The organism is Nonomuraea bangladeshensis (assembly GCF_039529455.1).
Lineage (GTDB): Bacteria > Actinomycetota > Actinomycetes > Streptosporangiales > Streptosporangiaceae > Nonomuraea > Nonomuraea bangladeshensis.
In genome coordinates this window covers 235,995-257,208 of the sequence record NZ_BAAAMV010000010.1, presented here as the reverse complement: position 1 = coordinate 257,208, position 21,214 = coordinate 235,995, and the positions used below count along the sequence as shown (strand labels likewise).

General features: G+C 72.8%; 24 protein-coding genes. 16 read left to right on the top strand and 8 right to left on the bottom strand.

The features are described from left to right. The first annotated feature begins 77 nt into the window (after window positions 1–77). From ABD292_RS33785 to ABD292_RS33735, 11 genes are all read left to right on the top strand, one after another. A complete protein-coding gene (locus tag ABD292_RS33785; RefSeq protein WP_344214568.1) occupies window positions 78–971 on the top strand; it encodes a TIGR01777 family oxidoreductase in 894 nt (297 codons plus the stop codon). A 35-nt stretch (window positions 972–1,006) separates the two neighbouring features. Next, entirely contained in the window at window positions 1,007–1,744 is a 738-nt protein-coding gene (locus ABD292_RS33780; protein WP_344214566.1) for a Type 1 glutamine amidotransferase-like domain-containing protein, read from the top strand. A gap of 38 nt (window positions 1,745–1,782) precedes the next feature. Continuing rightward, window positions 1,783–2,475, top strand: a complete 693-nt coding sequence (gene lipB / locus ABD292_RS33775) for a lipoyl(octanoyl) transferase LipB (protein WP_344214563.1) — start codon at window positions 1,783–1,785, stop codon at window positions 2,473–2,475. Between the two features lie 58 nt (window positions 2,476–2,533). Further along, on the top strand, window positions 2,534–3,517 hold the full coding sequence (locus ABD292_RS33770; RefSeq protein WP_344214561.1) for a M48 family metalloprotease: 984 nt from the start codon (window positions 2,534–2,536) through the stop codon (window positions 3,515–3,517). Window positions 3,518–3,559: 42 nt separating this feature from the next. Further along, window positions 3,560–4,489, top strand: a complete 930-nt coding sequence (gene lipA / locus ABD292_RS33765) for a lipoyl synthase (RefSeq protein ID WP_344214559.1) — start codon at window positions 3,560–3,562, stop codon at window positions 4,487–4,489. Window positions 4,490–4,574: 85 nt separating this feature from the next. Next, the gene (locus ABD292_RS33760; protein ID WP_344214557.1) at window positions 4,575–5,531 is read left to right on the top strand and encodes an AraC-like ligand-binding domain-containing protein; all 957 of its coding nucleotides are present in this window, start codon (window positions 4,575–4,577) and stop codon (window positions 5,529–5,531) included. A gap of 95 nt (window positions 5,532–5,626) precedes the next feature. Continuing rightward, on the top strand, window positions 5,627–6,013 hold the full coding sequence (locus tag ABD292_RS33755; protein WP_344214555.1) for a VOC family protein: 387 nt from the start codon (window positions 5,627–5,629) through the stop codon (window positions 6,011–6,013). Further along, window positions 5,989–6,804, top strand: a complete 816-nt coding sequence (locus ABD292_RS33750) for an alpha/beta fold hydrolase (RefSeq protein WP_344214553.1) — start codon at window positions 5,989–5,991, stop codon at window positions 6,802–6,804. The genes ABD292_RS33755 and ABD292_RS33750 overlap by 25 nt, the downstream gene beginning before the upstream one ends. Before the next feature lie 65 nt (window positions 6,805–6,869). Continuing rightward, window positions 6,870–9,245 (top strand): beta-glucosidase family protein, encoded by a 2,376-nt coding sequence (locus tag ABD292_RS33745; protein WP_344214551.1) that lies wholly within the window; start codon window positions 6,870–6,872, stop codon window positions 9,243–9,245. A gap of 63 nt (window positions 9,246–9,308) precedes the next feature. Then, on the top strand, window positions 9,309–9,989 hold the full coding sequence (locus ABD292_RS33740) for a DUF4191 domain-containing protein (protein WP_344214549.1): 681 nt from the start codon (window positions 9,309–9,311) through the stop codon (window positions 9,987–9,989). Continuing rightward, entirely contained in the window at window positions 9,989–10,753 is a 765-nt protein-coding gene (locus ABD292_RS33735; protein WP_344214547.1) for a class I SAM-dependent methyltransferase, read from the top strand. The genes ABD292_RS33740 and ABD292_RS33735 overlap by 1 nt, the downstream gene beginning before the upstream one ends. Before the next feature lie 15 nt (window positions 10,754–10,768). Here ABD292_RS33735 and ABD292_RS33730 read toward each other — a convergent pair whose 3' ends face one another. Continuing rightward, window positions 10,769–11,230, bottom strand: a complete 462-nt coding sequence (locus ABD292_RS33730; protein WP_344214545.1) for an RDD family protein — start codon at window positions 11,228–11,230, stop codon at window positions 10,769–10,771. A gap of 77 nt (window positions 11,231–11,307) precedes the next feature. Here ABD292_RS33730 and ABD292_RS33725 point away from each other — a divergent pair, with 77 nt between their 5' ends. Both ABD292_RS33725 and glnA read left to right on the top strand, forming a co-directional pair. Continuing rightward, entirely contained in the window at window positions 11,308–12,327 is a 1,020-nt protein-coding gene (locus ABD292_RS33725; RefSeq protein ID WP_344214543.1) for a hypothetical protein, read from the top strand. Window positions 12,328–12,421: 94 nt separating this feature from the next. Then, on the top strand, window positions 12,422–13,846 hold the full coding sequence (gene glnA / locus ABD292_RS33720) for a type I glutamate--ammonia ligase (RefSeq protein WP_329580929.1): 1,425 nt from the start codon (window positions 12,422–12,424) through the stop codon (window positions 13,844–13,846). Window positions 13,847–13,893: 47 nt separating this feature from the next. Here glnA and ABD292_RS33715 read toward each other — a convergent pair whose 3' ends face one another. Together ABD292_RS33715 and ABD292_RS33710 are read right to left on the bottom strand one after the other, a co-directional pair. After that, window positions 13,894–14,388 carry an SRPBCC family protein gene (locus ABD292_RS33715; protein WP_344214540.1) on the bottom strand — a complete coding sequence of 165 codons (495 nt, stop codon included), beginning with the start codon at window positions 14,386–14,388 and terminating at the stop codon, window positions 13,894–13,896. Between the two features lie 4 nt (window positions 14,389–14,392). Continuing rightward, window positions 14,393–15,058, bottom strand: a complete 666-nt coding sequence (locus ABD292_RS33710; RefSeq protein WP_344214538.1) for a TetR/AcrR family transcriptional regulator — start codon at window positions 15,056–15,058, stop codon at window positions 14,393–14,395. A 137-nt stretch (window positions 15,059–15,195) separates the two neighbouring features. Between ABD292_RS33710 and ABD292_RS33705 the strand changes: the two genes are divergently transcribed. Continuing rightward, window positions 15,196–15,678: a hypothetical protein gene (locus tag ABD292_RS33705; protein ID WP_344214536.1), complete on the top strand. Its 483-nt coding sequence runs from the start codon at window positions 15,196–15,198 to the stop codon at window positions 15,676–15,678. 5 nt (window positions 15,679–15,683) lie between these two features. Here ABD292_RS33705 and ABD292_RS33700 read toward each other — a convergent pair whose 3' ends face one another. Then, window positions 15,684–16,385, bottom strand: a complete 702-nt coding sequence (locus tag ABD292_RS33700; protein WP_344214534.1) for a B3/B4 domain-containing protein — start codon at window positions 16,383–16,385, stop codon at window positions 15,684–15,686. Between the two features lie 6 nt (window positions 16,386–16,391). After that, the gene (locus tag ABD292_RS33695; RefSeq protein WP_344214532.1) at window positions 16,392–17,642 is read right to left on the bottom strand and encodes an MFS transporter; all 1,251 of its coding nucleotides are present in this window, start codon (window positions 17,640–17,642) and stop codon (window positions 16,392–16,394) included. Between the two features lie 84 nt (window positions 17,643–17,726). On the opposite strand from ABD292_RS33695, the gene ABD292_RS33690 reads away from it, so the two are divergent. Then, on the top strand, window positions 17,727–18,569 hold the full coding sequence (locus ABD292_RS33690) for a LysR family transcriptional regulator (protein WP_344214530.1): 843 nt from the start codon (window positions 17,727–17,729) through the stop codon (window positions 18,567–18,569). On the opposite strand, the gene ABD292_RS33685 is transcribed toward ABD292_RS33690, so the two are convergent. Beyond that, window positions 18,551–19,003, bottom strand: coding sequence for a nuclear transport factor 2 family protein (locus ABD292_RS33685; RefSeq protein ID WP_344214528.1), 453 nt, complete (start codon window positions 19,001–19,003; stop codon window positions 18,551–18,553). The two genes, ABD292_RS33690 and ABD292_RS33685, sit on opposite strands and share 19 nt — an antisense overlap. A gap of 95 nt (window positions 19,004–19,098) precedes the next feature. Here ABD292_RS33685 and ABD292_RS33680 point away from each other — a divergent pair, with 95 nt between their 5' ends. Then, complete coding sequence (locus tag ABD292_RS33680; RefSeq protein WP_344214526.1) at window positions 19,099–19,647, top strand: TetR/AcrR family transcriptional regulator; 549 nt, start codon at window positions 19,099–19,101, stop codon at window positions 19,645–19,647. On the opposite strand, the gene ABD292_RS33675 is transcribed toward ABD292_RS33680, so the two are convergent. Both ABD292_RS33675 and ABD292_RS33670 read right to left on the bottom strand, forming a co-directional pair. Beyond that, window positions 19,628–20,161 (bottom strand): GNAT family N-acetyltransferase, encoded by a 534-nt coding sequence (locus ABD292_RS33675; protein WP_344214524.1) that lies wholly within the window; start codon window positions 20,159–20,161, stop codon window positions 19,628–19,630. The two genes, ABD292_RS33680 and ABD292_RS33675, sit on opposite strands and share 20 nt — an antisense overlap. 18 nt (window positions 20,162–20,179) lie before the next feature. Beyond that, window positions 20,180–21,211 carry a hypothetical protein gene (locus tag ABD292_RS33670; protein ID WP_344214522.1) on the bottom strand — a complete coding sequence of 344 codons (1,032 nt, stop codon included), beginning with the start codon at window positions 21,209–21,211 and terminating at the stop codon, window positions 20,180–20,182. Between the last annotated feature and the right edge of the window lie 3 nt (window positions 21,212–21,214).

Here is a 21,214-nt window from a genome sequence, read left to right as displayed (position 1 = left end):
GGGCGTTCCCCTCGGGGGCGCCCGGCCGTTCGTGTCCCAGCCCGGGGAAGCGGCACGGGCGGGCGTAGTGTGAAGTCATGGCGATCATCGTGACGGGGGCGTCGGGGCTGCTGGGGACGGCGCTGACCGAGGCGCTGCGCGCCGAGGGGCGTGAGGTCGTGCGCCTGGTGCGCAGGCCGGCCCGGGGCCCTGGAGAGGTGTCCTGGCGGCCGGGCGAGCGGCTCTCCGACCTGACGGCGCTGGAGGGCGCCGAGGCGGCGGTGCACCTCGCGGGCGCGTCCATCGGTGACCGTCGCTGGAGCGAGGCGTACAAACGCGAGCTGGTCACCAGCCGGGTCGAGGGCACCCGCACGCTGGTCGGCGCGCTGCGCGAGCTGTCCAGCCCGCCCGAGGTGCTGCTGTCGGCCTCCGGGGTCGACTTCTACGGCGACACCGGCGACCGGGAGATCGACGAGAGCCAGGGCAAGGGCACCGGCTTCCTGGCCGACCTGTGCGAGCGCTGGGAGGGCGAGGCGGTGCGGGCCGAGGAGGCCGGCGTCCGCACCGTGCTGCTGCGCAGCGGGCTCGTGCTGAGCAGGCGGGGCGGGGCGCTCGGCCGGGTCCTGCCGCTGTTCAGGATGGGCCTCGGGGCGCCGCTGGGCACCGGCAGGCAATACTGGTCGTGGATCACCGTGGCCGACTGGGTGGGGGCGGTGCTGCACCTGATCCGGGAGCGGGAGGTGCGCGGGCCGGTCAACCTCACCTCGCCCTCCCCCGTCACCAACACCGAGTTCACCCGCACGCTGGCGAAGGCGGTCGGCAGGAGCGCCATGCCGATCCCGGTGCCGGCGTTCGCGCTCTCGCTCGGCCTCGGCGAGTTCGCCCGCGCGGGGCTGCTGCCGAGCCACCGGATCATGCCCGGCAGGCTCACGGGCAGCGGCTACCGCTTCGCCCATACCCGACTCGACGCGGCGCTGAGCGCCGTACTCTAGTGGCCGTTCGTTTCTCTGCAGGTGGGGAGTCCCAGATGACACGGTCAGGCCAGTCGCACATCCTCGCGATCGGGGGCGGCTCGTTCCGCCCGAGCCCGCGCTACTCCTTCGTGGAGCCGAGCGGGCTGCTGCGCTACGGGCTGGACCTGACCGGCCAGGACCGACCCAAGCTGGGCCTGCTGGCGACCGCCGTGGGCGACGACGCCGACTGGATCTTGAAGATGTACGGCGCGTTCGCCGGTTGGGACGTCGAGGTGAGCCATCTGACGGTGTTCCCGATGCCCAACGTGCCCGATCCCAGAGCCTGGTTGCTGGAACAGGACATGATCTATGTGAGCGGCGGCAGTGTGGCCAACCTGATGGCGCTGTGGCGGCTGCACGGCCTGGACGAGGCGTTGACCGAGGCGTGGCGGGCCGGGGTGGTGCTGTCGGGGCAGAGCGCGGGCGCGCTGTGCTGGCACGTGGGCGGCAACACCGACTCCTTCGGCCCCGAGCTGCGCGTGTGGGCCGACGGCCTGGGCCTGCTCCCCTACTCCTGCGGCGTCCACTACGACTCCGACCCGCAGCGCCGCCCGCTGCTGCAGCAGTCGGTGGCGAGCGGCGAGCTGCCCGGCGGCTACGCCGCCGACGAGGGCGTCGCCCTGCACTACGTGGGCACCGAGTTCATCCAGGCGGTGAGCGTGGCGCCCGGCGGCTACGCCTACAAGCTGGAGCACGACGGGGCCGGCGGGGTCAAGGAGTTGCGGATCGAACCGCGCATGCTGACCCCCTGAATTACCCTTCAAGGGTGAGGGAACGGCACAATAGGCTCATGCGCCCCATCCCCGGGGACGATCCCCACGCACTGGCCATCGTCCGACTCGGCGTCGACGTCCCCTACGAGCAGGCCTGGTCGCTCCAGCGCTGGGCGCACGGCAAACGGGTGGCGGGCGAGCTGCCCGACACCGTCCTGTTCCTGGAGCACGCGCCCGTCTACACGGCGGGCAAGCGCACCGCGCCCGCCGAGCGTCCCTCCGACGGCACCCCGGTCGTCGACGTCGACCGGGGCGGCCGGCTCACCTGGCACGGTCCCGGGCAGCTCGTGGCCTATCCGATCGTCGCCGTCACCGACGTCGTGGCCTACGTGTGCCGCCTGGAGGAGACGATGATCCAGGTGTGCGCCGACTTCGGCGTCTCGGCGCGCCGGGTGAGCGGGCGGGCCGGGGTGTGGGCGATCGGCGATGCGGCGCTCGGGCTGCCCGACCGGCAGCTCGGCGCGGTCGGCATCCGGGTCTCCCGCGGCGTCAGCATGCACGGCTTCGCGCTCAACTGCGCCAACGACCCTCGCTGGTTCAACCGCATCGCGCCGTGCGGGCTGCCCGACGTGGGCGTCTCCTCGCTGTCGGCCGAGACCGGCCGCCGCATCGTGGCCGAGGAGGTCATGCCGATCGCGGAGAAGCGGCTGGCCGAGGCGCTCGGCAGGGAGGGCTTCGAGCTGCACGAGGAGGACCTGCTCCGACGGTGACCGAATCGCAGCCGATGACCTGCCGAACGATGACTTTTCCAGATTTACCATCACCCATGTGAAGCGCCTCATCGCTCTGGTCCTCGCGCTGCTGGTCCACCTGATGACGCTGAGCTTCGCCGCGCTCGGCGGCTGGGCGATCGCCGCGCACGGCACCTCGCCGCTCGCCTGGCTCCTCGGCGGGCTGAGCCTGGCCGTCGCCTGGGTGCTGCGGCCCCGCCTGCGGGGCATGGCGGACGACGCCGAGGTGCTGGAGCGCGCGGCGGCGCCCGAGCTGTACGCGCTGGCCGACCGGGTCGCCGACCGGATCCGGGTGCCCCGGCCGCGCGCGGTGGCGGTGCGCGACCTCGCGACCGACACCTGGTACGGCCGCGCGGGCCCGCTCCGCCGCCCGGTGCTGGTGGTGGGCCTGCCGCTGTGGCTGGCGCTGCCCGCCCGGCAGCGGGTGACGCTGCTGGCGCTCGCGTACGCGCGCGTGCCGACCCGCGAGGAGCTGGTGGTCGGCGGGGCGATGGAGACGCTGGACTCCTGGCGTGACGCGCTGATGGAGGCGGCGCCGCTGCGGGTGCGGGAGGAGGCCCAGACGAAGATCACCGCCTCGTCGCTGGGGATCGCCGACCAGCCCGGCACCGCGTACGAGGTGGCGGGCTTCTTCGGCCGCCTGGTCGGCCGGGTGCTCGGCGGCCCGGTGCTGCTCGCCAGGTACGCGCTGGCCCGGCTGGCCCCCGCGAGCGAGGCGGCGGCCCGGCGGCGGCAGCGGGAGCTGGCCCTGCGCGCGGCCTCGCCGGAGGAGCTGGCCGAGCTGGAGGAGCTGGCCGCCGGCCACGGCTACCTGGCGCCGATCCAGGCGGCGGCGCTGCGCGGCGAGAGCGTGGCCGCGATCAGGGAGGGCGCGCTGGCCCGCTTCCTGCTCACCGAGGACGGCGTGCTCACCTCCGCGCCGGACGGCGAGCTGCTCGACGGCGCCGCCTCCGGCCGGGTCGACGAGGAGCTGCGCGCCCATTACGCGCGGGCGATCCGCGGCTTCGGCCTCATCTCCTGACCCACGGCCGGGCGAGTCGGGACGCGGACGTAAGCTGGGAACGTGACCGTTGCTCCTGAAGGCCGAAAGCTCCTCCGCCTGGAGGTGCGCAACGCCGAGACCCCTATCGAGCGCAAGCCCCCGTGGATCAAGACCAAGCTGAAGACGGGCCCCGAATACACCGAGCTGAAATCGCTCGTGCGCCGCGAGGGCCTGCACACGGTCTGTGAAGAGGCGGGCTGTCCCAATATCTACGAGTGCTGGGAAGACCGCGAGGCGACGTTCCTCATCGGCGGCGACCAGTGCACGCGCCGGTGCGACTTCTGCCAGATCGACACGGGCAAGCCGAAGGAGTACGACCGCGACGAGCCGCGCAGGGTCGCCGAGTCCGTCCAGCAGATGGGCCTGAAGTACGCGACCGTGACCGGCGTCGCCCGCGACGACCTGCCCGACGGCGGCGCCTGGCTCTACGCCGAGACCGCCCGCCAGATCCACGCGCTGCTGCCCGGCTGCGGCGTCGAGCTGCTGGTCCCCGACTTCAACGGTGACCGCGGCCAGCTGGAGGAGGTCTTCTCCAGCAAGCCCGAGGTGTTCGCGCACAACGTCGAGACGGTGCCGCGGATCTTCAAGCGCATCCGTCCCGCCTTCCGCTACGAGCGCTCGCTCAAGGTGATCACGATGGCCCGCGAGGCCGGCCTGGTCACCAAGTCCAACCTCATCCTGGGCATGGGCGAGACCCGCGAGGAGGTCGTCGAGGCCATGCGCGACCTGCACGCGGCCGGCACCGACCTGCTGACGATCACCCAATACCTCCGTCCGACGCCGCGTCACCACCCGGTGGAGCGCTGGGTCAAGCCGGAGGAGTTCGTCGAGCTGCAGGCCGAGGCCGAGGCGATCGGTTTCGCCGGGGTGCTGTCCGGGCCGCTGGTCCGCTCGTCCTACCGGGCGGGCAGGCTCTACCAGCAGGCCATCGCGGCACGCCAGAGCGCCTGAGACGGCAGGGGGCGAGGGCTCGGAGCGCGGCTCCGGGCCCTTCCTCGTTTACCATGACGGCACCACCGAGACGGGGTGATCAATCATGGGGGTGCTGGTCCGCACCAGCGAGTTACCGGCCGCGCGCCGCCACGAGGTGTGGCGGAGCGTCGTGTGCGACACGCTCGGCCCGCTCGACCTGCGCATCGATCCCGACGCCCCGCTGCGGGGCGAGATCGAGGTCGGCCGGCTCGGCCCGGTGGGGGTGGGCATGGTGCGCACCTCTACGCCGCACAGCGTGCACCGCACGGCGGGCCAGATCGGCCAGGGCAACCCGGAGATCTACCGGGTGGTGCTGGCGCTGTCCGGCAGCCCGCGGCTGGCGCAGGCCGACCGGGCCACCCAGCTCAGCCGCGGCGAGTTCGCCATCTACGACTTCACCAGGCCCTACGAGCTGGCCTACGACAGCGCGGTGCGCCTCGCGGTGTTCAGTCTCCCGCGCGACCTGCTCGCCCTGCCGGTGGACGCCGTCGCCAAGCTGGCCGCGGCCCCGATCGGCACGGAGTCGGGCGCGGGCGCGCTGGCCGTGCCGCTGCTGCGGCGGGTGGCCGCCGACCACGCCACCTACACGCCGGCCAGCGCCGCGCGGCTGTCGGCCGTGGTGATGGACCTGGTCGGCGCCGCGGTCGCCGAGCGGCTGGAGCTGACCCGCGCCCTGCCCGAGGACTCCCGGCAGCGTACGCTCCTGCTGCGCGTGCACGCCTTCATCGAGGAGCACCTCGGCGACGCCGAGCTCGACCCGGCCACGATCGCCGCCGCCTGCCACATCTCGCTCCGCTACCTGCACCGGCTGTTCGAGCCGGAGCAGACGACGGTCGCCGCCTGGATCAGGCAGCGGCGGCTGGAGCGCTGCCGCGCGGAGCTGACCAGGGGCGGCACGGAGCCGGTGAGCGCGATCGCCGCCCGCTACGGGCTGCCGGACGCGGCGCACTTCAGCCGGCTGTTCCGGCGCGCGTACGGGATGTCTCCCGCGGAGTACCGCCGCGCCTCGGAAGTGCGCTGAACGTCAACCGGACGGGCACGCGACGACAAGACCGGCACTCATGATCCCGGCAGAATCTGACGTGTCAGACAGACACCGCAGATAGGGATACGGAAATGCAGCTCTTCGTGAACCTGCCCGTCAAGGACCTGGACCGGTCGAAGGAGTTCTTCACCGGTCTCGGCTTCACCCTCTTCGGCATGGCCGAGGGCATGGCGTCGGTGATCATCAACCAGGAGACGCAGGTGATGCTGCTGGCCGAGCCGGTGTTCTCCTCGTACGTCGCCAAGGAGATCTCCGACGCGGACAAGGCCACCGAGGCGATCCTCGTGCTCGGCATGGAGAACCCCGAGCAGGTGGACGCGCTGGTGGACGGGGCGCTGGCCGCGGGCGCGACCCCGGCGGGCGTCAAGCAGGAGGACGGCGTGCGTTACCAGCGCGGTTTCGCCGACCTCGACGGCCACCACTGGGAGGCGCTGTGCTTGGTGCAGCCGGCGTCCTGAGCGGCACGGCCGTCTCCGCGGACGGCACCCGCATCGCCTACGACCGCTATGGCTCGGGCCCGGCGGTGGTGCTGGTGGCCGGGGCCATGATGGAGCGCGCGCACCCGACCATGGCGGGCCTGGCCGAGGCCCTGGCGCCGTGGTTCACGGTGTTCAGCTACGACCGCAGAGGACGGGGCGGCAGCGGGGACACCGCCCCGTACGCGGTCGAGCGGGAGGTCGAGGACCTGGCCGCGGTGATCTCGGTGGCCGGTGGGAGCGCCAAGGTGTTCGGCGGGTCGTCGGGGGCGGCGCTCGCGCTGGAGGCGGCCACGCGGCTGCCGGGCGTGACCGAGCTCGCGCTGTGGGAGCCGCCCTACCACGTGGACGACTCCGCGCCGCCGCTGCCCGACGACTTCGCCGAGCAGCTCGCCGCGCTGGTCGCGGCCGGGCGGCGGGACACGGTGGTGGAGCGGTTCATGGTGGAGGCGGCCGAGGTGCCCGCCGAGGCCGTGGCCGGGATGCGGGCGGAGCCGTTCTGGGCGGCGGCCGAGGCCGCGGCGCACACGCTGGCGTACGAGGCGGCCGTCATGGGGCCGGGCAACGCGCTGCCGGCCGCGCGGCTGGCCGGGATCGACCGGCCGGCGCTCGTGCTCAACGGCGAGGACAGCCCGGCCTGGATGCGCCGGGCGGGCGCGGCCGTGGCCGCGGCGCTGCCGGGGGCCGCGCACCGGGTGCTGGAGGAGCAGACGCACGCGGTGACGGTGGAGGCGCTGGCGCCGGAGCTGCTGGAGTTCTTCGTCCGCAGATGAGCGTTTTTGTAACAGCGAGGTAGCAAACCTAGTAAGTGGTCGGTTTTCTGGTGGACACTGGCGGCGTGGACTTCGACGCGCTCATCGCCCGGCTCGACCTCGCCGCCAAGGTACGCCTGCTCACCGGAGCCGACATGTGGTCGCTCCCTCCGCTCCCCGAGATCGGCCTGGACCGGCTCGTCATGAGCGACGGCCCCATCGGCGTCCGCGGCGAGCGGTGGAGCCCGGGCGACCCGTCGATCGCGCTGCCCAGCCCCACCGCGCTCGCCGCCACCTGGGACCTCGGCCTGGTGCGGCGGGCCGGGCGGCTGCTCGCCCAGGAGGCCCGGCGCAAGGGCGTGCACGTGCTGCTCGCGCCCACGCTCAACCTGCACCGTACGCCGCTCGGCGGCCGGCACTTCGAGTGCTACTCCGAGGATCCGTACCTGACGGGCGAGATCGGGGCGGCGTACGTCGAGGGCGTGCAGGAGGGCGGGGTGGCGACCACGCCCAAGCACTTCGTGGCCAACGACTTCGAGACCGACCGCTTCACGGCCGACGTGCGGGTCGGGGAGAAGGCGCTGCGCGAGGTGTACCTGCGGCCGTTCGAGCGGGTGGTGCGGGCCGGGGCGTGGGGGCTCATGACCGCCTACAACGGGGTCAACGGCACCACCATGACCGAGCACGCCGACCTGGTGCTCGGGGTGCTGAAGGGCGAGTGGGGGTTCGACGGGTTCGTGGTCTCCGACTGGACGGCGGTGCGGTCCACCGAGGCCGCCGCGCTGGGCGGGACCGACGTGGCCATGCCGGGGCCGTACGGGCCGTGGGGCGAGAAGCTGGAGGAGGCGGTGCGCGCGGGGCGCGTGCCGGAGGCGGCGATCGACGACCGGGTGCGGCGGATCCTCCGCCTCGCCCACCGCGTCGGCGCCCTCCGCCCTTCCCAGCCCCAGGCCGGCACGGACTCCGCTGAGATCGACGGGGTGGCGCTGGCCCGGGAGGTTGCCACGCGGGGGTTCACGTTGCTGACCAACGACGGCCTGCTGCCGCTGCGCGGCACGCCGACGCTCGCCGTCATCGGCGCCGCCGCGGGCGAGGCCAGGGTCATGGGCGGCGGCAGCGCCCAGGTCTACCCCGACCGGGTGGTCTCCCCGCTGGCGGGCCTGCGCGCCCGCGCCGAGGTGCGCCACGCCGTCGGCGCCGACCCGCGCATCCGCCTGGCGCCCATCCCCTCCCCCGCGCGGGCCCTGTTCCTGGACGGCGACGGGGGCGTGCTGGCCGAGCATCCGCTGCCCACCGCCGAGGCCCGCTGGATCGGGCAGCTCCCGCCCGACGTGGACGGCGGACGGCTGCGCGCGGTGCGGCTGGTGACGACGTACACGCCGGACGTCTCCGGCGAGCACCGGCTCTCGGTCGCGGGCGTGGGCGCGTTCACGATGACCGTGGACGGTGAGACCGTGCTCGACGAGACCGTCGAGGCCGCCGGCGATCCGGCGACGGCGTTCCTGTCGCCGCCCGAGCGGCGGGTGGGGGTGCCCATGACGGCGGGCCGCCCGTACGAGGTGACCCTGACCTCCCCCGCCGGCACGATCGGCGGCCTCGTGTTCGTGGCGTTCACGCTGGGCCACGCCGCCCCCGGTCCCGGCGCGGACGAGCTGCTGGCCGAGGCCGTGCAGGTGGCCGCCGCCTGCGACGTGGCCGTGGTGGTGGCGGGGACCACGCCGGAGGTGGAGAGCGAGGGCTTCGACCGTACGGGTCTCGCGCTGCCCGGCCGCCAGGACGAGCTGATCCGCGCGGTGATCGCCGCCAACCCGCGCACGGTGGTCGTGGTCAACGCGGGCTCGCCGGTCGAGATGCCGTGGGCGGAGGAGGCGGCGGCGGTGCTGCTCACCTGGTTCCCCGGCCAGGAGGCGGGCACGGCGCTCGCCGAGGTGCTGTTCGGGGACGCCGAGCCGGGCGGGCGGCTGCCGACGACCTGGCCGCGCCGCCTCGCCGACGCGCCGGTGTCCGCCGTGACGCCGGTGGACGGGGTCGTGGCCTACGACGAGGGCCCGCGCATCGGCTATCGGGCGTGGCGGGAGGCGGGGACCGAGCCGGCGTTCTGGTTCGGGCACGGCCTCGGGTACACCACGTGGTCGTACGACCAGATCGCCGCCGAGGGCCCGCCCGAGGCGACGACGGTCACCGTGGCGGTCACCAACACCGGGCACCGGCCGGGGCGCGAGGTCGTGCAGGTCTACGCCCACCTGTCCGGGGAGCCCGGGGACGTCCGGCTGGCCGGTTTCGACGTGGTGGAGGCCGAGCCGGGCCAGACCGTGCTGTCCACCGTGTTCCTCGACGAGCGGGCCTTCCAGGTGTGGGACGGCGGCTGGCGTACGGTCGAGGGCGAGCACGTCGTCACGGCGGGCCGCAGCGTCGCCGATCCGCGCCTGTCGATCACGGTGCGGACCGCGCGGGAGATGTAGCTCAGCGCGAAATCGGCGGGCGCGTTTTCCATTGTCCACCAGTTGGTTTGTATCCTTCAGAGCATGGCAAAGTCCGAGGACCAAGAGAAGCCGGGGCGCATCAAGCAGCTCCGCATGATCGCGCAGATCATCAAGCAGGCCAACCCCAAGGGGATGCCGATCGTCTTCCTCTCCGCGGTGGGCACGCTTGCCGTGATCGTCGTGATCGGCCTGGTCACGGACTATCTGTGGTATTCGCTGTTCATCGGCGTGCTGGCCGCGATCACGGTCGGGCTGGTGGTGTTCGGGCAGCTCGCGCAGAAGGCCCAATACTCGATCCTGCACGGCCAGACCGGCGCCGCCGCGGCCGTGCTGCAGGGCATGCGGGGCAACTGGCAGGTCACCCCCGCCATCGCGGTCAACCGCGACCAGGACCTCGTGCACCTCGTGGTCGGCTACCCCGGCGTGGTGCTGGTGTCGGAGGGTCCAGGCAACCGGGTGGCGAAGATGCTCGCGGCCGAGAAGAAGCGGGTCGCGCGGGTGGTGCTGGGCATCGAGATCTACGACGTGCAGTGCGGTGACGGCGAGGGGCAGGTGCCGCTCGGCAAGCTGCAGCGCCACCTGATGAAGCTGCCGCGCAACCTGAAGAAGCCGGCCGTCAACGAGGTGAAGGACCGCCTGCGCTCGCTGCCGCGCAACATGCCCCTGCCGAAGGGGCCGATGCCCAAGGGCGCCCGCATGCCGCGCGGCCCCAAGATGCGCTAGTGCTGTCCACCTCTTCGCGGGCCAACCGCTGGTGGTGGGACGGCAACGCCGACGACTACCAGGTCGAGCACGGCGAGTTCCTGCGCGACTCGGGTTTCGTGTGGTGCCCCGAGGGGCTCGACGAGGCCGACGCGCGGCTGCTGGGCGAGGTGCGCGGCCGGCGCGTCCTGGAGATCGGCTGCGGGGCCGCCCAGTGCGCGCGCTGGCTGGCCGCCCAGGGGGCCGAGGTGGCCGCGTTCGACGTCTCGCACCGGCAGCTCCAGCACTCCCGGCGGATCGACCTCGACACGGGGGTGCGGGTCCCGGCGGTGCAGGCCGACGCCGAGGCGATGCCGTTCGCCGGGGCGTCCTTCGACGTGGCGTGCTCGGCGTTCGGGGCGCTGCCGTTCGTGGCCGACGCGGGGGCCGTCTTCCGTGAGGTGCGCAGGGTGCTGCGGCCGGGCGGGCGGTTCGTGTTCTCGGTGAGCCATCCGGTGCGGTGGGCGTTCCCCGACGACCCGGGGCCGCGCGGGCTGACGTCCGACCGCTCCTACTTCGACCGCTCCCCCTACGTCGAACGGGACGAGCACGGCACGCCCACCTACGTCGAGCACCACCGCACGCTGGGCGACTGGGTCGGCCTGCTGGTGGCCTCGGGGCTGACGATCACCGGGCTGCTGGAGCCGGAGTGGCCCGAGGGCCACGAACGGGTGTGGGGCGGCTGGAGCCCGCTGCGCGGCCGGCACCTGCCCGGCACCGCCATCTTCAGCTGCACCCGCCCCTGAGCTACTCCTTAGGCGTCACATGCGCACGACCATCGTGTTGGACACGCGGTCGTGCAGGCCGCGGTGGTCGCGGTCCCAGATCAGCGCGGGCACGGCCAGGCACAGCAGCACGGTGCGCACCAGCACGGGCAGCAGGCGGGGGTCGCCGCCGTCCATGGCGGCGACCCTGATCCCCATGAGCCGGTGCCCGAACGTCTGCCCCATGAACCCGACGAGCAGCAGATACTGGACGGCGAACACCGCCACCGGCGCCCACGGCGACTCCGCCGGGTTCATCCGCAGCAGCAGTTGCACGACCACCCACGTGCAGATCATCCAGTCGATGACCAGCGCGCCGATGCGGCGGCCCCAGCCGGTGACCGATCCGCTGCCCTCCTCGGGCAGCCCCAGGCGCTCCCCCGGATATCCGAGGTCGATGCCGGCGGCCCTGACCCCGCCGAGCCACGTCTGCGTCCACCGGGGCTGCTTGCTGCTCATGCCTCCAACGGTATCCGCCCGGGTGGCCGGTCGGCGTCGTGACCCAACCGCGTCATCCGCCCGCCACCATGTACGCCATGCCACACGGGGATGACCTTGACCGGCGGTTCGAGGAGCTGGTCGGGCAGATCGACGACGCCGAGCGGCGCCGCATGCGCGCCGAGGCGACCAGGGCCGCCAAGGAGGCCAGGAACCGCCGCCCACCGCGCCAGGAACGGGGCCGGCGTGCCGGATTATCCCGCTCGGAGAGCTTCGGTCCCCCTGCGCGGCCATGGCGGTGGGGGCGGGCGCTGGTGGTCCTGTCGGCGGTGGTCGCGGCCGTGGGGCTGGTCGTGACCTTCCGCCCCGACCTGCTGGCCCCGTCGGGGGCGCTGCTGGAGGAGGCCGTCGCGCCGGTGGTGGACGCCGTCTCCGCCGACCCGTTCGCCGGCTCGCCCGCGGCGGGCTACGCCGACGGGATCGCGGGCTTCGTCCTGCCCGAGGCCAGGGCGATGGGCGGGCTGTCGCGCAAGGACGTGGCCAAGGGCCTGGAGCGGGTACGCGAACTGCTGGCGGCGGCGTACCTCGACAGGAGGACGCTGGAGGGCGGCGATCCTGACGCTTTCGTCGCCGCACTCGACCGCGACCAGCGCGAGACCTTCAGCCTGGACCCCGACGCGGACACGATCGGCAGGGAGGCGGTGAACAGCTTCGCGCCGGGCACCGCCGAGCTGGCCACCGACGTCGTCAAGGTGAGGGGCGAGATCACGCTCGGCACGTTCGACGACGACGGCCGGCGCGGGGTGGAGGTGAAGCTCAACCACCTGGTCGTGTACGCCGTGCAACGGCCCGGCCTGCCGCGGAGCGTCATCCGGGTCGTCACCCACCCCACCGGACAGGTGCTGCTCTACCGCGAAGGCGGCCGGCTGGTCGCCTGGGTGACCGGCTGGGCCGCCAGTGCCACGCCCGCGAGCTGCGACACCGACGACGGCTACATCCACCCCGTCTACGACGACTCCCCGACGGGCACGGTCGCGCCGACCGGCGTGCCGTCCGACCCGTACGTTCTCGACGAGGAGCCGTCCGACAGGGGCTGCGAGGCCTCTCAGGAGACCTGACGCTGCGTAACATGTGCGAAACAATCGGGACACCATGTGGAAACGCCTTAGCCCTAGCGTCGCAATGATGGCCAGTCCCCAGGGAGGTTCGAGAGTGTTCAACTCCGCCGACGACGTCCTGAAGTTCATCAGTGACGAAGGGGTGCAGTTCGTCGATGTCAGGTTCACCGACCTGCCGGGGACGACGCACCACTTCACCTTCCCGGTAGAGAACTTCGGCGCGAGCGTCTTCACTGACGGGCTCATGTTCGACGGTTCGTCGATCCGTGGTTTCCAGCAGATCCACGAGTCGGACATGCTTCTGCTGCCCGACCCGTCCAGCGCCGTCGTGGACCCGTTCAGGCAGCACAAGACGCTCAACATCAACTTCTTCGTGCACGACCCGCTGACCGGCGAGGCCTACAGCCGCGACCCGCGCAACGTCGCCCGCAAGGCGGAGGAATACCTCAAGGGCACCGGCATCGCCGACACGGTCTACTTCGGCCCTGAGGCCGAGTTCTACATCTTCGACGACGTCCGGTTCGAGACCCGCCAGAACGCCGGCTACTACTACATCGACTCCATCGAGGGCGCCTGGAACACCGGCAAGGCCACCGAGGGCGGCAACCTCGGCTACAAGCCGCGCTACAAGGGCGGCTACTTCCCGGTGCCGCCGATGGACCACTTCACCGACCTGCGTTCGGAGATGGTCCGCAACCTCATCGAGTGCGGCATCGACGTCGAGATGCAGCACCACGAGGTGGGCACGGCCGGCCAGGCGGAGATCGACTTCAAGTTCGGGACGCTGCTCAAGACCGCCGACAACCTGATGCTGTACAAGTACATCATCAAGAGCACGGCGATGGAGTTCGGCCACACGGTCACGTTCATGCCCAAGCCGATCTTCGGTGACAACGGCTCCGGCATGCACTGCCACCAGTCGCTGTGGAAGGACGGCTCGCCGCTGTTCTACGACGAGGTCGGCTACGCGGGCCTGTCCGACACGGCCCGCTACTACATCGGCGGCCTGCTCAAGCACGCCCCGTCGCTGCTGGCCTTCACCAACCCGACGGTCAACTCCTACCACCGCCTGGTGCCGGGTTACGAGGCGCCGGTCAACCTGGTCTACTCGCAGCGCAACCGGTCGGCCTGCGTCCGCATCCCGATCACGGGCTCCAACCCGAAGGCCAAGCGCATCGAGTTCCGGGTGCCCGACCCGTCGTGCAACCCGTACTTCGCCTTCGCGGCGATGCTCATGGCGGGCATCGACGGCATCCGCAACAAGATCGAGCCGCCGGAGCCCGTCGACAAGGACCTCTACGAGCTCCCGCCCGAGGAGGCCCGCAACATCCCGCAGGTGCCCGGCTCGCTCAGCGACGTGCTCAACGCGCTGGAGGAGGACCACGACTACCTGCTCGAAGGCGGCGTCTTCACGCCTGACCTGATCGAGACGTGGCTGTCGTACAAGCGGGAGAACGAGGTCGACCCGATCCGCCTCCGGCCGCACCCGCACGAGTTCGAGCTCTACTACGACGTGTGACCCGCGACCGCGCGGTGACGTGCGTGTTCACCGCGCGGTGTCCTCTGTCAGTCGAGGTCGGGCGGCGTGGGCGAAGGGTCCCGCCGCCTCACCCCTGCCTCGGCCGTCTCGCGGATCCGCTCCAGGGTCTGCCGCATGCCCTCCCGCAGCTCGGCGCGGCGGTCGCGGCAGCCGAACAGCGTGCCGATGATGAACCACCCGATGCGGGTGAGCGGTTCGGTGACGTCGTAGGACTCCTCCAGCCTGGTGCCTGGGCCGTCAGGTTCGAGCCGGTAGCGCCAGACGAGCGTGCCGGCGAACTTCTCGGTGCGGGAGAAGGCGAACTCCCGTCCCGGCCGCGCCTCGACGACGACCGGGCGGTTCTTCCACGCCGGGCCCCTGCGGACCTTGTTGACCGCTTCGAACCGGGCGCCCACGGCCGGACCCGTCGCCCCGTCCAGCCACGTGCAGCGCAGGATCTCCGGGCTGAACTCGGGCGTTCTCGTCACATCGCTGACCAGGTCGTACACCGCCTCGGGCGGAGCCTCGACATACAGGCTCACCTGGTCATGGTCGAGTGTCTGCACCAGTGCCTCCGATCGTCGTGTATCGGGCGAAGAACAGGTCGAGCGCGGTCTCGGTGAGGCCGGTGAACATGCCCGTCTCGTAGCCGGCCGCGGGCTCGTTGGCCAGCTGCTGGGAGATCAGGCCGCTCAGCACGACGGTGTAGAGCCGCAGCGCCTCGGGCGAGACCGCCTCCGCGGTCAGGTGGCCCAGGCGTACGGCCGCGGCGAACTCGGCGAGCGCCGCCTCCATCTGCCGGGCGCTCGCGGCGAACGTCTCCGGGGTGGGGGTGAATCCGGGCACGGGCCGCCAGAACAGCAGCTGGGCCAGTGCGGGGTTCTCCACCGCCCAGCGCACGAGCGCCCGGGCCGACGCCCTGATCCGGGGCACTCCGGGGGGCAGCGGCTCGACGGCGGCCCGGACGGCCGCCTCGCTGCGCGCGATCCCCCGGGCGAACAGGGCGTCGTACACGGCGTGCAGCGAGGAGAAGTACTTGTAGAGGGAGGGCTGGCGCATGCCCAGACGCCGCGCGATCTCCGACATCGACACCCCTGCGACGCCGGCCGATTCCATGATCGAGACCGCGATGTCCAGCGCCTCGTCGATCGTCGCCTGGCGTCGTGCGAGCCGGCGGGCGTTGGGGGGCGAGGTGCTATGAGGGCTAGCCATGGCTATAGCCAATAGCCGTCCGGCCAGCCTGTCGACACCCCGCCACGGAGATGTTCTCCTTACCCGCGCCGTCGTCCAACCAAAGGCGCTCGTTCGTCGTCCAAGGATTCACGATCATCTGGACGGACGGAGCATCGATGGGCGAGCGCGTCCGGCGGGGGTACGTCCTCTGCCTCGGGTTGGTGGCGGTGACGGTGGCGGGGTGCGTGGTGCCCGTCCTCGGCGACCCCATGCCTCGGCCGGTCGGCCTGGAGCGTACGGACGATGGGCATCTCAAGATCGTGGTGCCTCTGTGCGACGGCGAGGGGGTCTCCGCCGTCGAGGTGCAGGAGCACCAGACCGGGCGCCTGGTGTGGCGGGCCTCCCTGCCCGTACGGACGGCGGAGCAGTACGGGACGATCATTCTCGGGGACGCGAGCGGGTTCGGCCGTCAGGAGACGCCGCTGCGGGAGGCGGTGCCGCCGCACATCAGCGTCAGCGTGAAGTTGTCGAGTGGCTCGCCGACCGGGCGCGGGTTCCTTATCAGCGAGGTCGTCGGCGGCGGCCGGGTGAGCGATTGGGACGGGGAGGTGCTGACGGAGGAGGAGTTCCGGCGGCGGGTGACCGATGAGTACTGCTGATCCCGTCAGACGGCGGTGTCGAAGCGGGGGTCGGACGGGGTGAGGATCGCCGGGTGCGGGGCGGCGACGGACCAGAGGGCGGTCAGTTCGGCCGCGAGCGCGTCCATCAGGGCCTCGACGTCGGCGCGGGCCGTCTCGTGCAGGGCCTCGGCGACGATGAGGACGTCGGCGGTGTCCGGGCGTACGGCGGACAGCCCGCTCTGCCGGTTCGTCCAGCGGCGCGCGTGGGCGCGGCCCTCGGCGTCGGCGAAGACGACCTCGCCGGGCGCCGGGTGCTCGTCGTCGCCGGAGAAGGTGAGGTAGGTCTCCTCGCCGGTCGCGTACCGCACCTCCAGGTCGCCCGCGACGCGGGAGAGGTCGAAGACGGCGACCGGGATCGCGTAGGCGATGGACACCGCGTTGCACAGGTCGATGAGGGGGTGCAGCCGGGGCAGGGCGCCCTCCTTGCGGAAGCGGCGCAGCAGCGACTCCGAGGCGCATCTGTACTGGGTGGGCTTGAGCCCCATCCGGGTGAACGCCCGCCGCCAGGCCTGGATCTCCGGGAGCTCGCTCTCGGTGGCGGTGGCCAGGCGTTTGGCGGCGGCCTCGGCGTACGGGACCAGCCGGTCGTCCACGGAGACGCCGGCGTTGAGGCCGCGCGCGACGAGGACACCGGGCACCAGCTCGGGGAAGTCGCGCCACAGGGCGGCGGAATGCTGGAAACGCACAACCGATCACGATACCCGGACCCGGCGGGTCCGGGCGGTAGCCAGGCCGTAGCAGGCGCAGGTGAGCGCGGTGAGTACGGCGGCCGCCAGCAGCGGCCGGCCGATCACACCCATGACGGCGACGCCGAGCGTGGCCCCGGCCTGGCGGAAGGCGTTGAGCACGCCGCCCGCCGTGCCGGCCGTGCCCGCCGGGGCCCGGCCGACGATCCCGGCCATGAGCGCGGGCAGCACGAACGACAGCCCGAACCCCATCACCACCAGCCACGGCGCGACCGCCTCGGTGAGCGCCAGCCCGCCCAGCCCGGCCGCGACGAGGGCGAGGCCGCCGAGGATGGGCGGGCGCGGCCCGTGGCGGGCGACAAGGCGGCCGGTGAGCAGCGGGTTCACGGTCATGGGGAGCGTGAGCGGCAGGAAGGCCAGGCCGGCGGCCATCGGGGTGAGGTGGCGGACGTCCTGGAACAGCAGGGTGAGGACGAACAGGGCGCCGGAGAAGGCGAAGTTCGCGGCCGCGCCCGCCAGCAGCTCGGGCCAGGTGGCGGCGAGCAGGCCACCGGGCAGGGCCGGGGCGTGGCTGCGGCGTTCCGTGACCACCAGGGCCGCCAGCGCGGCCACCGCCGACCCGGCCGCGACGGGCGAGGCGTCGATCAGGGCCTCGGCCAGCAGTCCGAGGAACGCGGCCGCGAGGACCTGCACCCGCCAGTCGATCCCGCGTACGCCCCGAGGGGAGGTCACCGGGCGCATGACCAGCAGGCTGACGACGGCGGGCGGCACGTTGACGAGGAAGACGGCGCGCCAGCCGTACAGGTCCACGAGCAGTCCGCCGAGCAGCGGCCCGGCGGCGAGCGCGGTGCCGGTGAGCGCGGCCCACACGCCGGTCGCGCGGGCGCGGGCGGCGGGCGAGGGGTACAGCTCGGCCAGCAGCCCGAGCGAGCCGCCGGTGCAGAGCGCGGCGGCCACGCCGAGCAGCGCCCGCGTCCCGATCAGCACGCCGAGGTGCGGCGCGGCGGCGCACAGCAGCGAGAGCCCGCCGAACGCCGCCACACCCACCTTGAACACGCGGGCCGCGCCGTAGCGGTCGGCGACGGCGCCGCCGACGAGGAGGGCGGCGGCGAAGGCGACGGTGTAGGCGTTCACGGCCCACTGCTGGCCGGCCGGCGCGCCGCCGAGCGAGTCCCGGAGGTCGGGCAGGGCGACGGTGAGCACGGTGGTGTCGAGTATCACCAGGAAGTAGGCGAGGGAGAAACCGAACAGACGCATGCCGCCCAGCCTGCGGAAACCCGCCCGTCCCGCTCAACAGGGACGGCCTGAGGGAGCGTTCGGGGAAACCGTATGCTGGCCGGCATGGATTTGCGGCAGTTGCGGGGATTCGTGGCGGTGGCGGGGGCCGGGACGGTCACCGAGGCCGCCCACGCGCTCGGCCTGGCCCCGGCCTCGGTGTCGGAGCAGGTGCGCCGGCTGGAGCAGAGCCTCGGCGTGACGCTCTTCGAGCGGACGCCCCGGGGGATGCGGCTGACCGAGCCGGGCGCGGTGCTGCTGGAACGGGCGCGGGGGCTGCTGGATCACGCCGAGGAGGTGCGCCTGGCGGTGACCGCCGAACGGCGCCGGATACGGGTGGGCGCGCTGGAGATGGTGGCCGCGGCCCGGCTGCCCGCGGTGATCCGCCGGCTGGCCGAGCGCCGTCCCGACCTGGACGTGGACGTACGCGCCCTGACCCGGCGCGACCTGCTGGCCGGGGTGGCCGGCGGGCGGCTGGACGCGGCGCTGCTGCTGGACACCGGACCGCGGGTGGGCGGGCTCGGCTTCGACCCGCCGGACGGGCTCGACTTCCTGGACGTGGGCGAGGTGCGGCTGTCGCTGGTCGCGGCGCCGGGCGGTGACACCGAGCCCCTGCTGGTCAGCCCGCGCGGCTGCTCGATCAGGCTGGCCGCCGACCGGCTGCCGGACGCCGGGCCGCGCAGGGAGCTGACCAGCATCGCGACCGCCCGCGAGTGGGCCAGGCAGGGGCTCGGCAGCGCGCTGCTGCCGGACTTCGCCGTGGACGCCGACCTGGCCGCCGGCACGCTGGTCCCCCTGGGCCCGCCCGCCGCCGACGCCGGTCCGCCGTTCACGCTGGCGCTGCGGCTGGTGTGGCGGCGCGGGCGGGAGCCCGCCCTGCGCGACGTGCTCTACGCCATGGCGTCCTGAGCCTCCGGGGCGTCCTGTGCGAGGGCGGCCAGGAGGTCCGGGAGGCGGCCGGTGGCGGCGGCGACCCGGAGCGTGTCCTGGTACTCCCGCCAGTGCGCGACCTGCCCGTCCCGCGCCCTGAGCACGCCGATGAAGGGGGCCGAGTGCCGCTCGCCGGTGCCCGGGAGGGCGGCGCCGAGCTCGTACTCGACGATGACGATGTCGGGATCGGCGGTCTCGTGGACGGTGACCTCGCTCATCTCCAGCCGGAAGGGCAGCGCGGCCCGTCCCGGCCGGGCCAGGCCGAGGAACGCGGCCCGCCCCTCGATCCTGCGGGGCCGTCCGGGGGCGGCGAACGGGGTCTCCACGACGACGTCCTCGGCCCAGACCTCCTCGTCGTCGTGCTCGCCGCTCAGGTAGCCCCGCAGCCGGTCGAACACCTCGCGTGCGCTCATGGTGCCCTCCTCGAGATTAAGATGAGTACGCACTCACGTTCAGCGAACATAATGAGTGCCCACTCAGCTTGTCAACGAGGAGAGGGAGGACGCCGGTGGCCCAGTTGCGTGCCGACGCCCGGCGCAACCGCGAGCGCATCCTGGCCGCCGCCGAGGAGGTCTTCGCCGAGCGCGGCGCGTCGGCGTCCACGGAGGAGGTGGCGGCCCGCGCCGGGGTGGCGATCGGCACGGTGTTCCGGCACTTCCCGACCAAGGACGACCTGCTCGCCGCGATCTTCAAGGCGCTGCTCGCCCGGCTCGTGTCCGAGGCGGGCGAGCTGGCGGGGGGCGGCGATCCGAAGACGGCGCTGTTCGCGTTCTTCACGCGCGTCGTGGAGGCGGCGGCGGCCCGCAGGACGGTGGCGGAGCTGCTCACGGGCGGCGGGGCGGGCCTGCGGCTCGGCGGCGCGCTCCGGGCGCTGGACGAGCCCCTGGGCACGCTGCTGCGCCGCGCTCAGGAGGCGGGCGCGGTCCGCGAGGACGTACGGCTGGAGGAGGTGACCGCCCTGCTGGCGGCCGCCTCGCAGGCGGCCCTGCTGTCCGGCTGGACGCCGGAGCTGCAGGACCGCACGCTGGAGATCATCTTCAGGGGTTGCCGGCCCTGAGCCGGTAGAGGACGGTCCGGCGCAGGGGGCTGCCCTCCGGCACGGACGGGAAGTCGAAGTCCTCGGCCGGGTCCCTGGTCATGCCGAGGCGCTGCATGACGGCCTGCGAACGCAGGTTGGTGGTGGCCGTCATGGAGATGATGTCCGTCAGGCCGGCCTCCTCGAACGCGTACGTGACCACCCGCCTGGCGGCCTCGGTGGCGTACCCGTGGCCCCAGGCCGGGCGGGCCAGCCGCCAGCCGATCTCGGCGGCGGGCAGGAAGGGCGCGTCGAACGTCTGCCAGATCAGCCCGGTGAAACCGATGAACTCACCGGTGCCGATGACCTCCAGCGCCCACAGGCCGTAGCCGCGCTCGTCGAACTGCCGCTCGATGCGGTCCACCATGGTGTCGCTCTGCTCGCGCGTGAGCAGAGCGGGGAAATGCTCCATGACCTCGGGGTCGGCGTTCATGGCCGCGAAGGGCTCGCGGTCCTCCTCGCGCCATCTGCGCATGATCAGCCGTTCTGTCTCCATCCGACCAACACTACGGCGTCAGCGCCGGGACCGGATCCCCGTCAGGCGGCGCAGGACGTCCCACCAGAACGGCGCCCCGAACAGCAGCGCCACGTACGTCAGCAGGAAGCCCGGCCAGTGGCTGGGCGTCATCAGGCGGTCCCACCAGGTGGAGCCGTTCCAGTCGACGCTCGGCTCGCCCTCCTCCGGGATCGACACGCTCACCAGGGCCTGGCCGAGCATCCGCACCAGGGCGGGCTGGCTCATCGTCTCGGTGACGCAGTGCACGGGGTCCGCGCCCGCGCACCGGGCCTTCAGCTCGCTGTACGCGTCGGGCCCGGCCTCGGACACGGCGGTCACCGAGGCGCGGAAGGCATTGTCGCGCAGCAGCGTCTTGGCGTACTCCAGCCCGTCCATCGTGAACACCAGCGTCACCAGCAGGCTCAGCGCGGCGAGCACCCACTTGACGTAGCGCTTGTAGAGCAGCGACAGCCGCTGCATCTCGCCGTCGAACCAGGTCTCGACGCCCTGGCGGAAGCGGTCGAGGTCGCGCTGGGCGGTCTCCCAGATGCCCTTCAGGTGGCCGTACAGGGGGCTGTCGGCGGCCTTGAGCTTGGCGAGGAAGCGCTCCACGTCGCCGTCCTCGCTCGTCGCCAGCTCCATGACCGCGACCGAGAAGCGGCCGGGCGGGATGTCGGCGATGCTGGTGCGCCCGCGCTTGGCGTGGTCGATCTCGCGTACCCGCTCGTAGAGCAGCTTGATCATGGAGTCGTCGGCCTTGGCCCGCGGCTCGGGCACCGTGCCGGCCTCGGGCGGGGCGGGCAGGTCGCTGTGGCGGGGACGCGGGTCACGCAGGAACGGCAGCCGGGTGAAGACGTCGCGTACGCGGGCGGGCAGCCAGGATCCGTTCAGGTCGGCGCCGTCCAGCGTGTCCCTGAGGTAGGCCCACAGGAACTTGCTGCGGATGGACAGCAGCCGCACGACCCCCTCGTTGATGCCGCTCACCAGCAGCGACAGCAGCAGGAACGTCACGGCCAGGCCGAGGGCGAGATCCACGTAGACGGATAACATCGC

Bases quoted from the DNA above. Each gene is read 5' to 3' on its own strand.
- ABD292_RS33725 (WP_344214543.1), top strand. From the start codon at position 11,308: ATGCCACACGGGGATGACCTTGACCGGCGGTTCGAGGAGCTGGTCGGG.
- lipB (WP_344214563.1), top strand. From the start codon at position 1,783: ATGCGCCCCATCCCCGGGGACGATCCCCACGCACTGGCCATCGTCCGA.
- ABD292_RS33705 (WP_344214536.1), top strand. From the start codon at position 15,196: ATGGGCGAGCGCGTCCGGCGGGGGTACGTCCTCTGCCTCGGGTTGGTG.
- ABD292_RS33695 (WP_344214532.1), bottom strand. From the start codon at position 17,642: ATGCGTCTGTTCGGTTTCTCCCTCGCCTACTTCCTGGTGATACTCGAC.
- ABD292_RS33675 (WP_344214524.1), bottom strand. From the start codon at position 20,161: ATGGAGACAGAACGGCTGATCATGCGCAGATGGCGCGAGGAGGACCGC.
- ABD292_RS33780 (WP_344214566.1), top strand. From the start codon at position 1,007: ATGACACGGTCAGGCCAGTCGCACATCCTCGCGATCGGGGGCGGCTCG.
- ABD292_RS33785 (WP_344214568.1), top strand. From the start codon at position 78: ATGGCGATCATCGTGACGGGGGCGTCGGGGCTGCTGGGGACGGCGCTG.
- ABD292_RS33710 (WP_344214538.1), bottom strand. From the start codon at position 15,058: ATGGCTAGCCCTCATAGCACCTCGCCCCCCAACGCCCGCCGGCTCGCA.
- ABD292_RS33730 (WP_344214545.1), bottom strand. From the start codon at position 11,230: ATGAGCAGCAAGCAGCCCCGGTGGACGCAGACGTGGCTCGGCGGGGTC.
- ABD292_RS33685 (WP_344214528.1), bottom strand. From the start codon at position 19,003: ATGAGCGCACGCGAGGTGTTCGACCGGCTGCGGGGCTACCTGAGCGGC.
- ABD292_RS33690 (WP_344214530.1), top strand. From the start codon at position 17,727: ATGGATTTGCGGCAGTTGCGGGGATTCGTGGCGGTGGCGGGGGCCGGG.
- ABD292_RS33755 (WP_344214555.1), top strand. From the start codon at position 5,627: ATGCAGCTCTTCGTGAACCTGCCCGTCAAGGACCTGGACCGGTCGAAG.
- ABD292_RS33670 (WP_344214522.1), bottom strand. From the start codon at position 21,211: ATGTTATCCGTCTACGTGGATCTCGCCCTCGGCCTGGCCGTGACGTTC.
- ABD292_RS33760 (WP_344214557.1), top strand. From the start codon at position 4,575: ATGGGGGTGCTGGTCCGCACCAGCGAGTTACCGGCCGCGCGCCGCCAC.
- ABD292_RS33740 (WP_344214549.1), top strand. From the start codon at position 9,309: ATGGCAAAGTCCGAGGACCAAGAGAAGCCGGGGCGCATCAAGCAGCTC.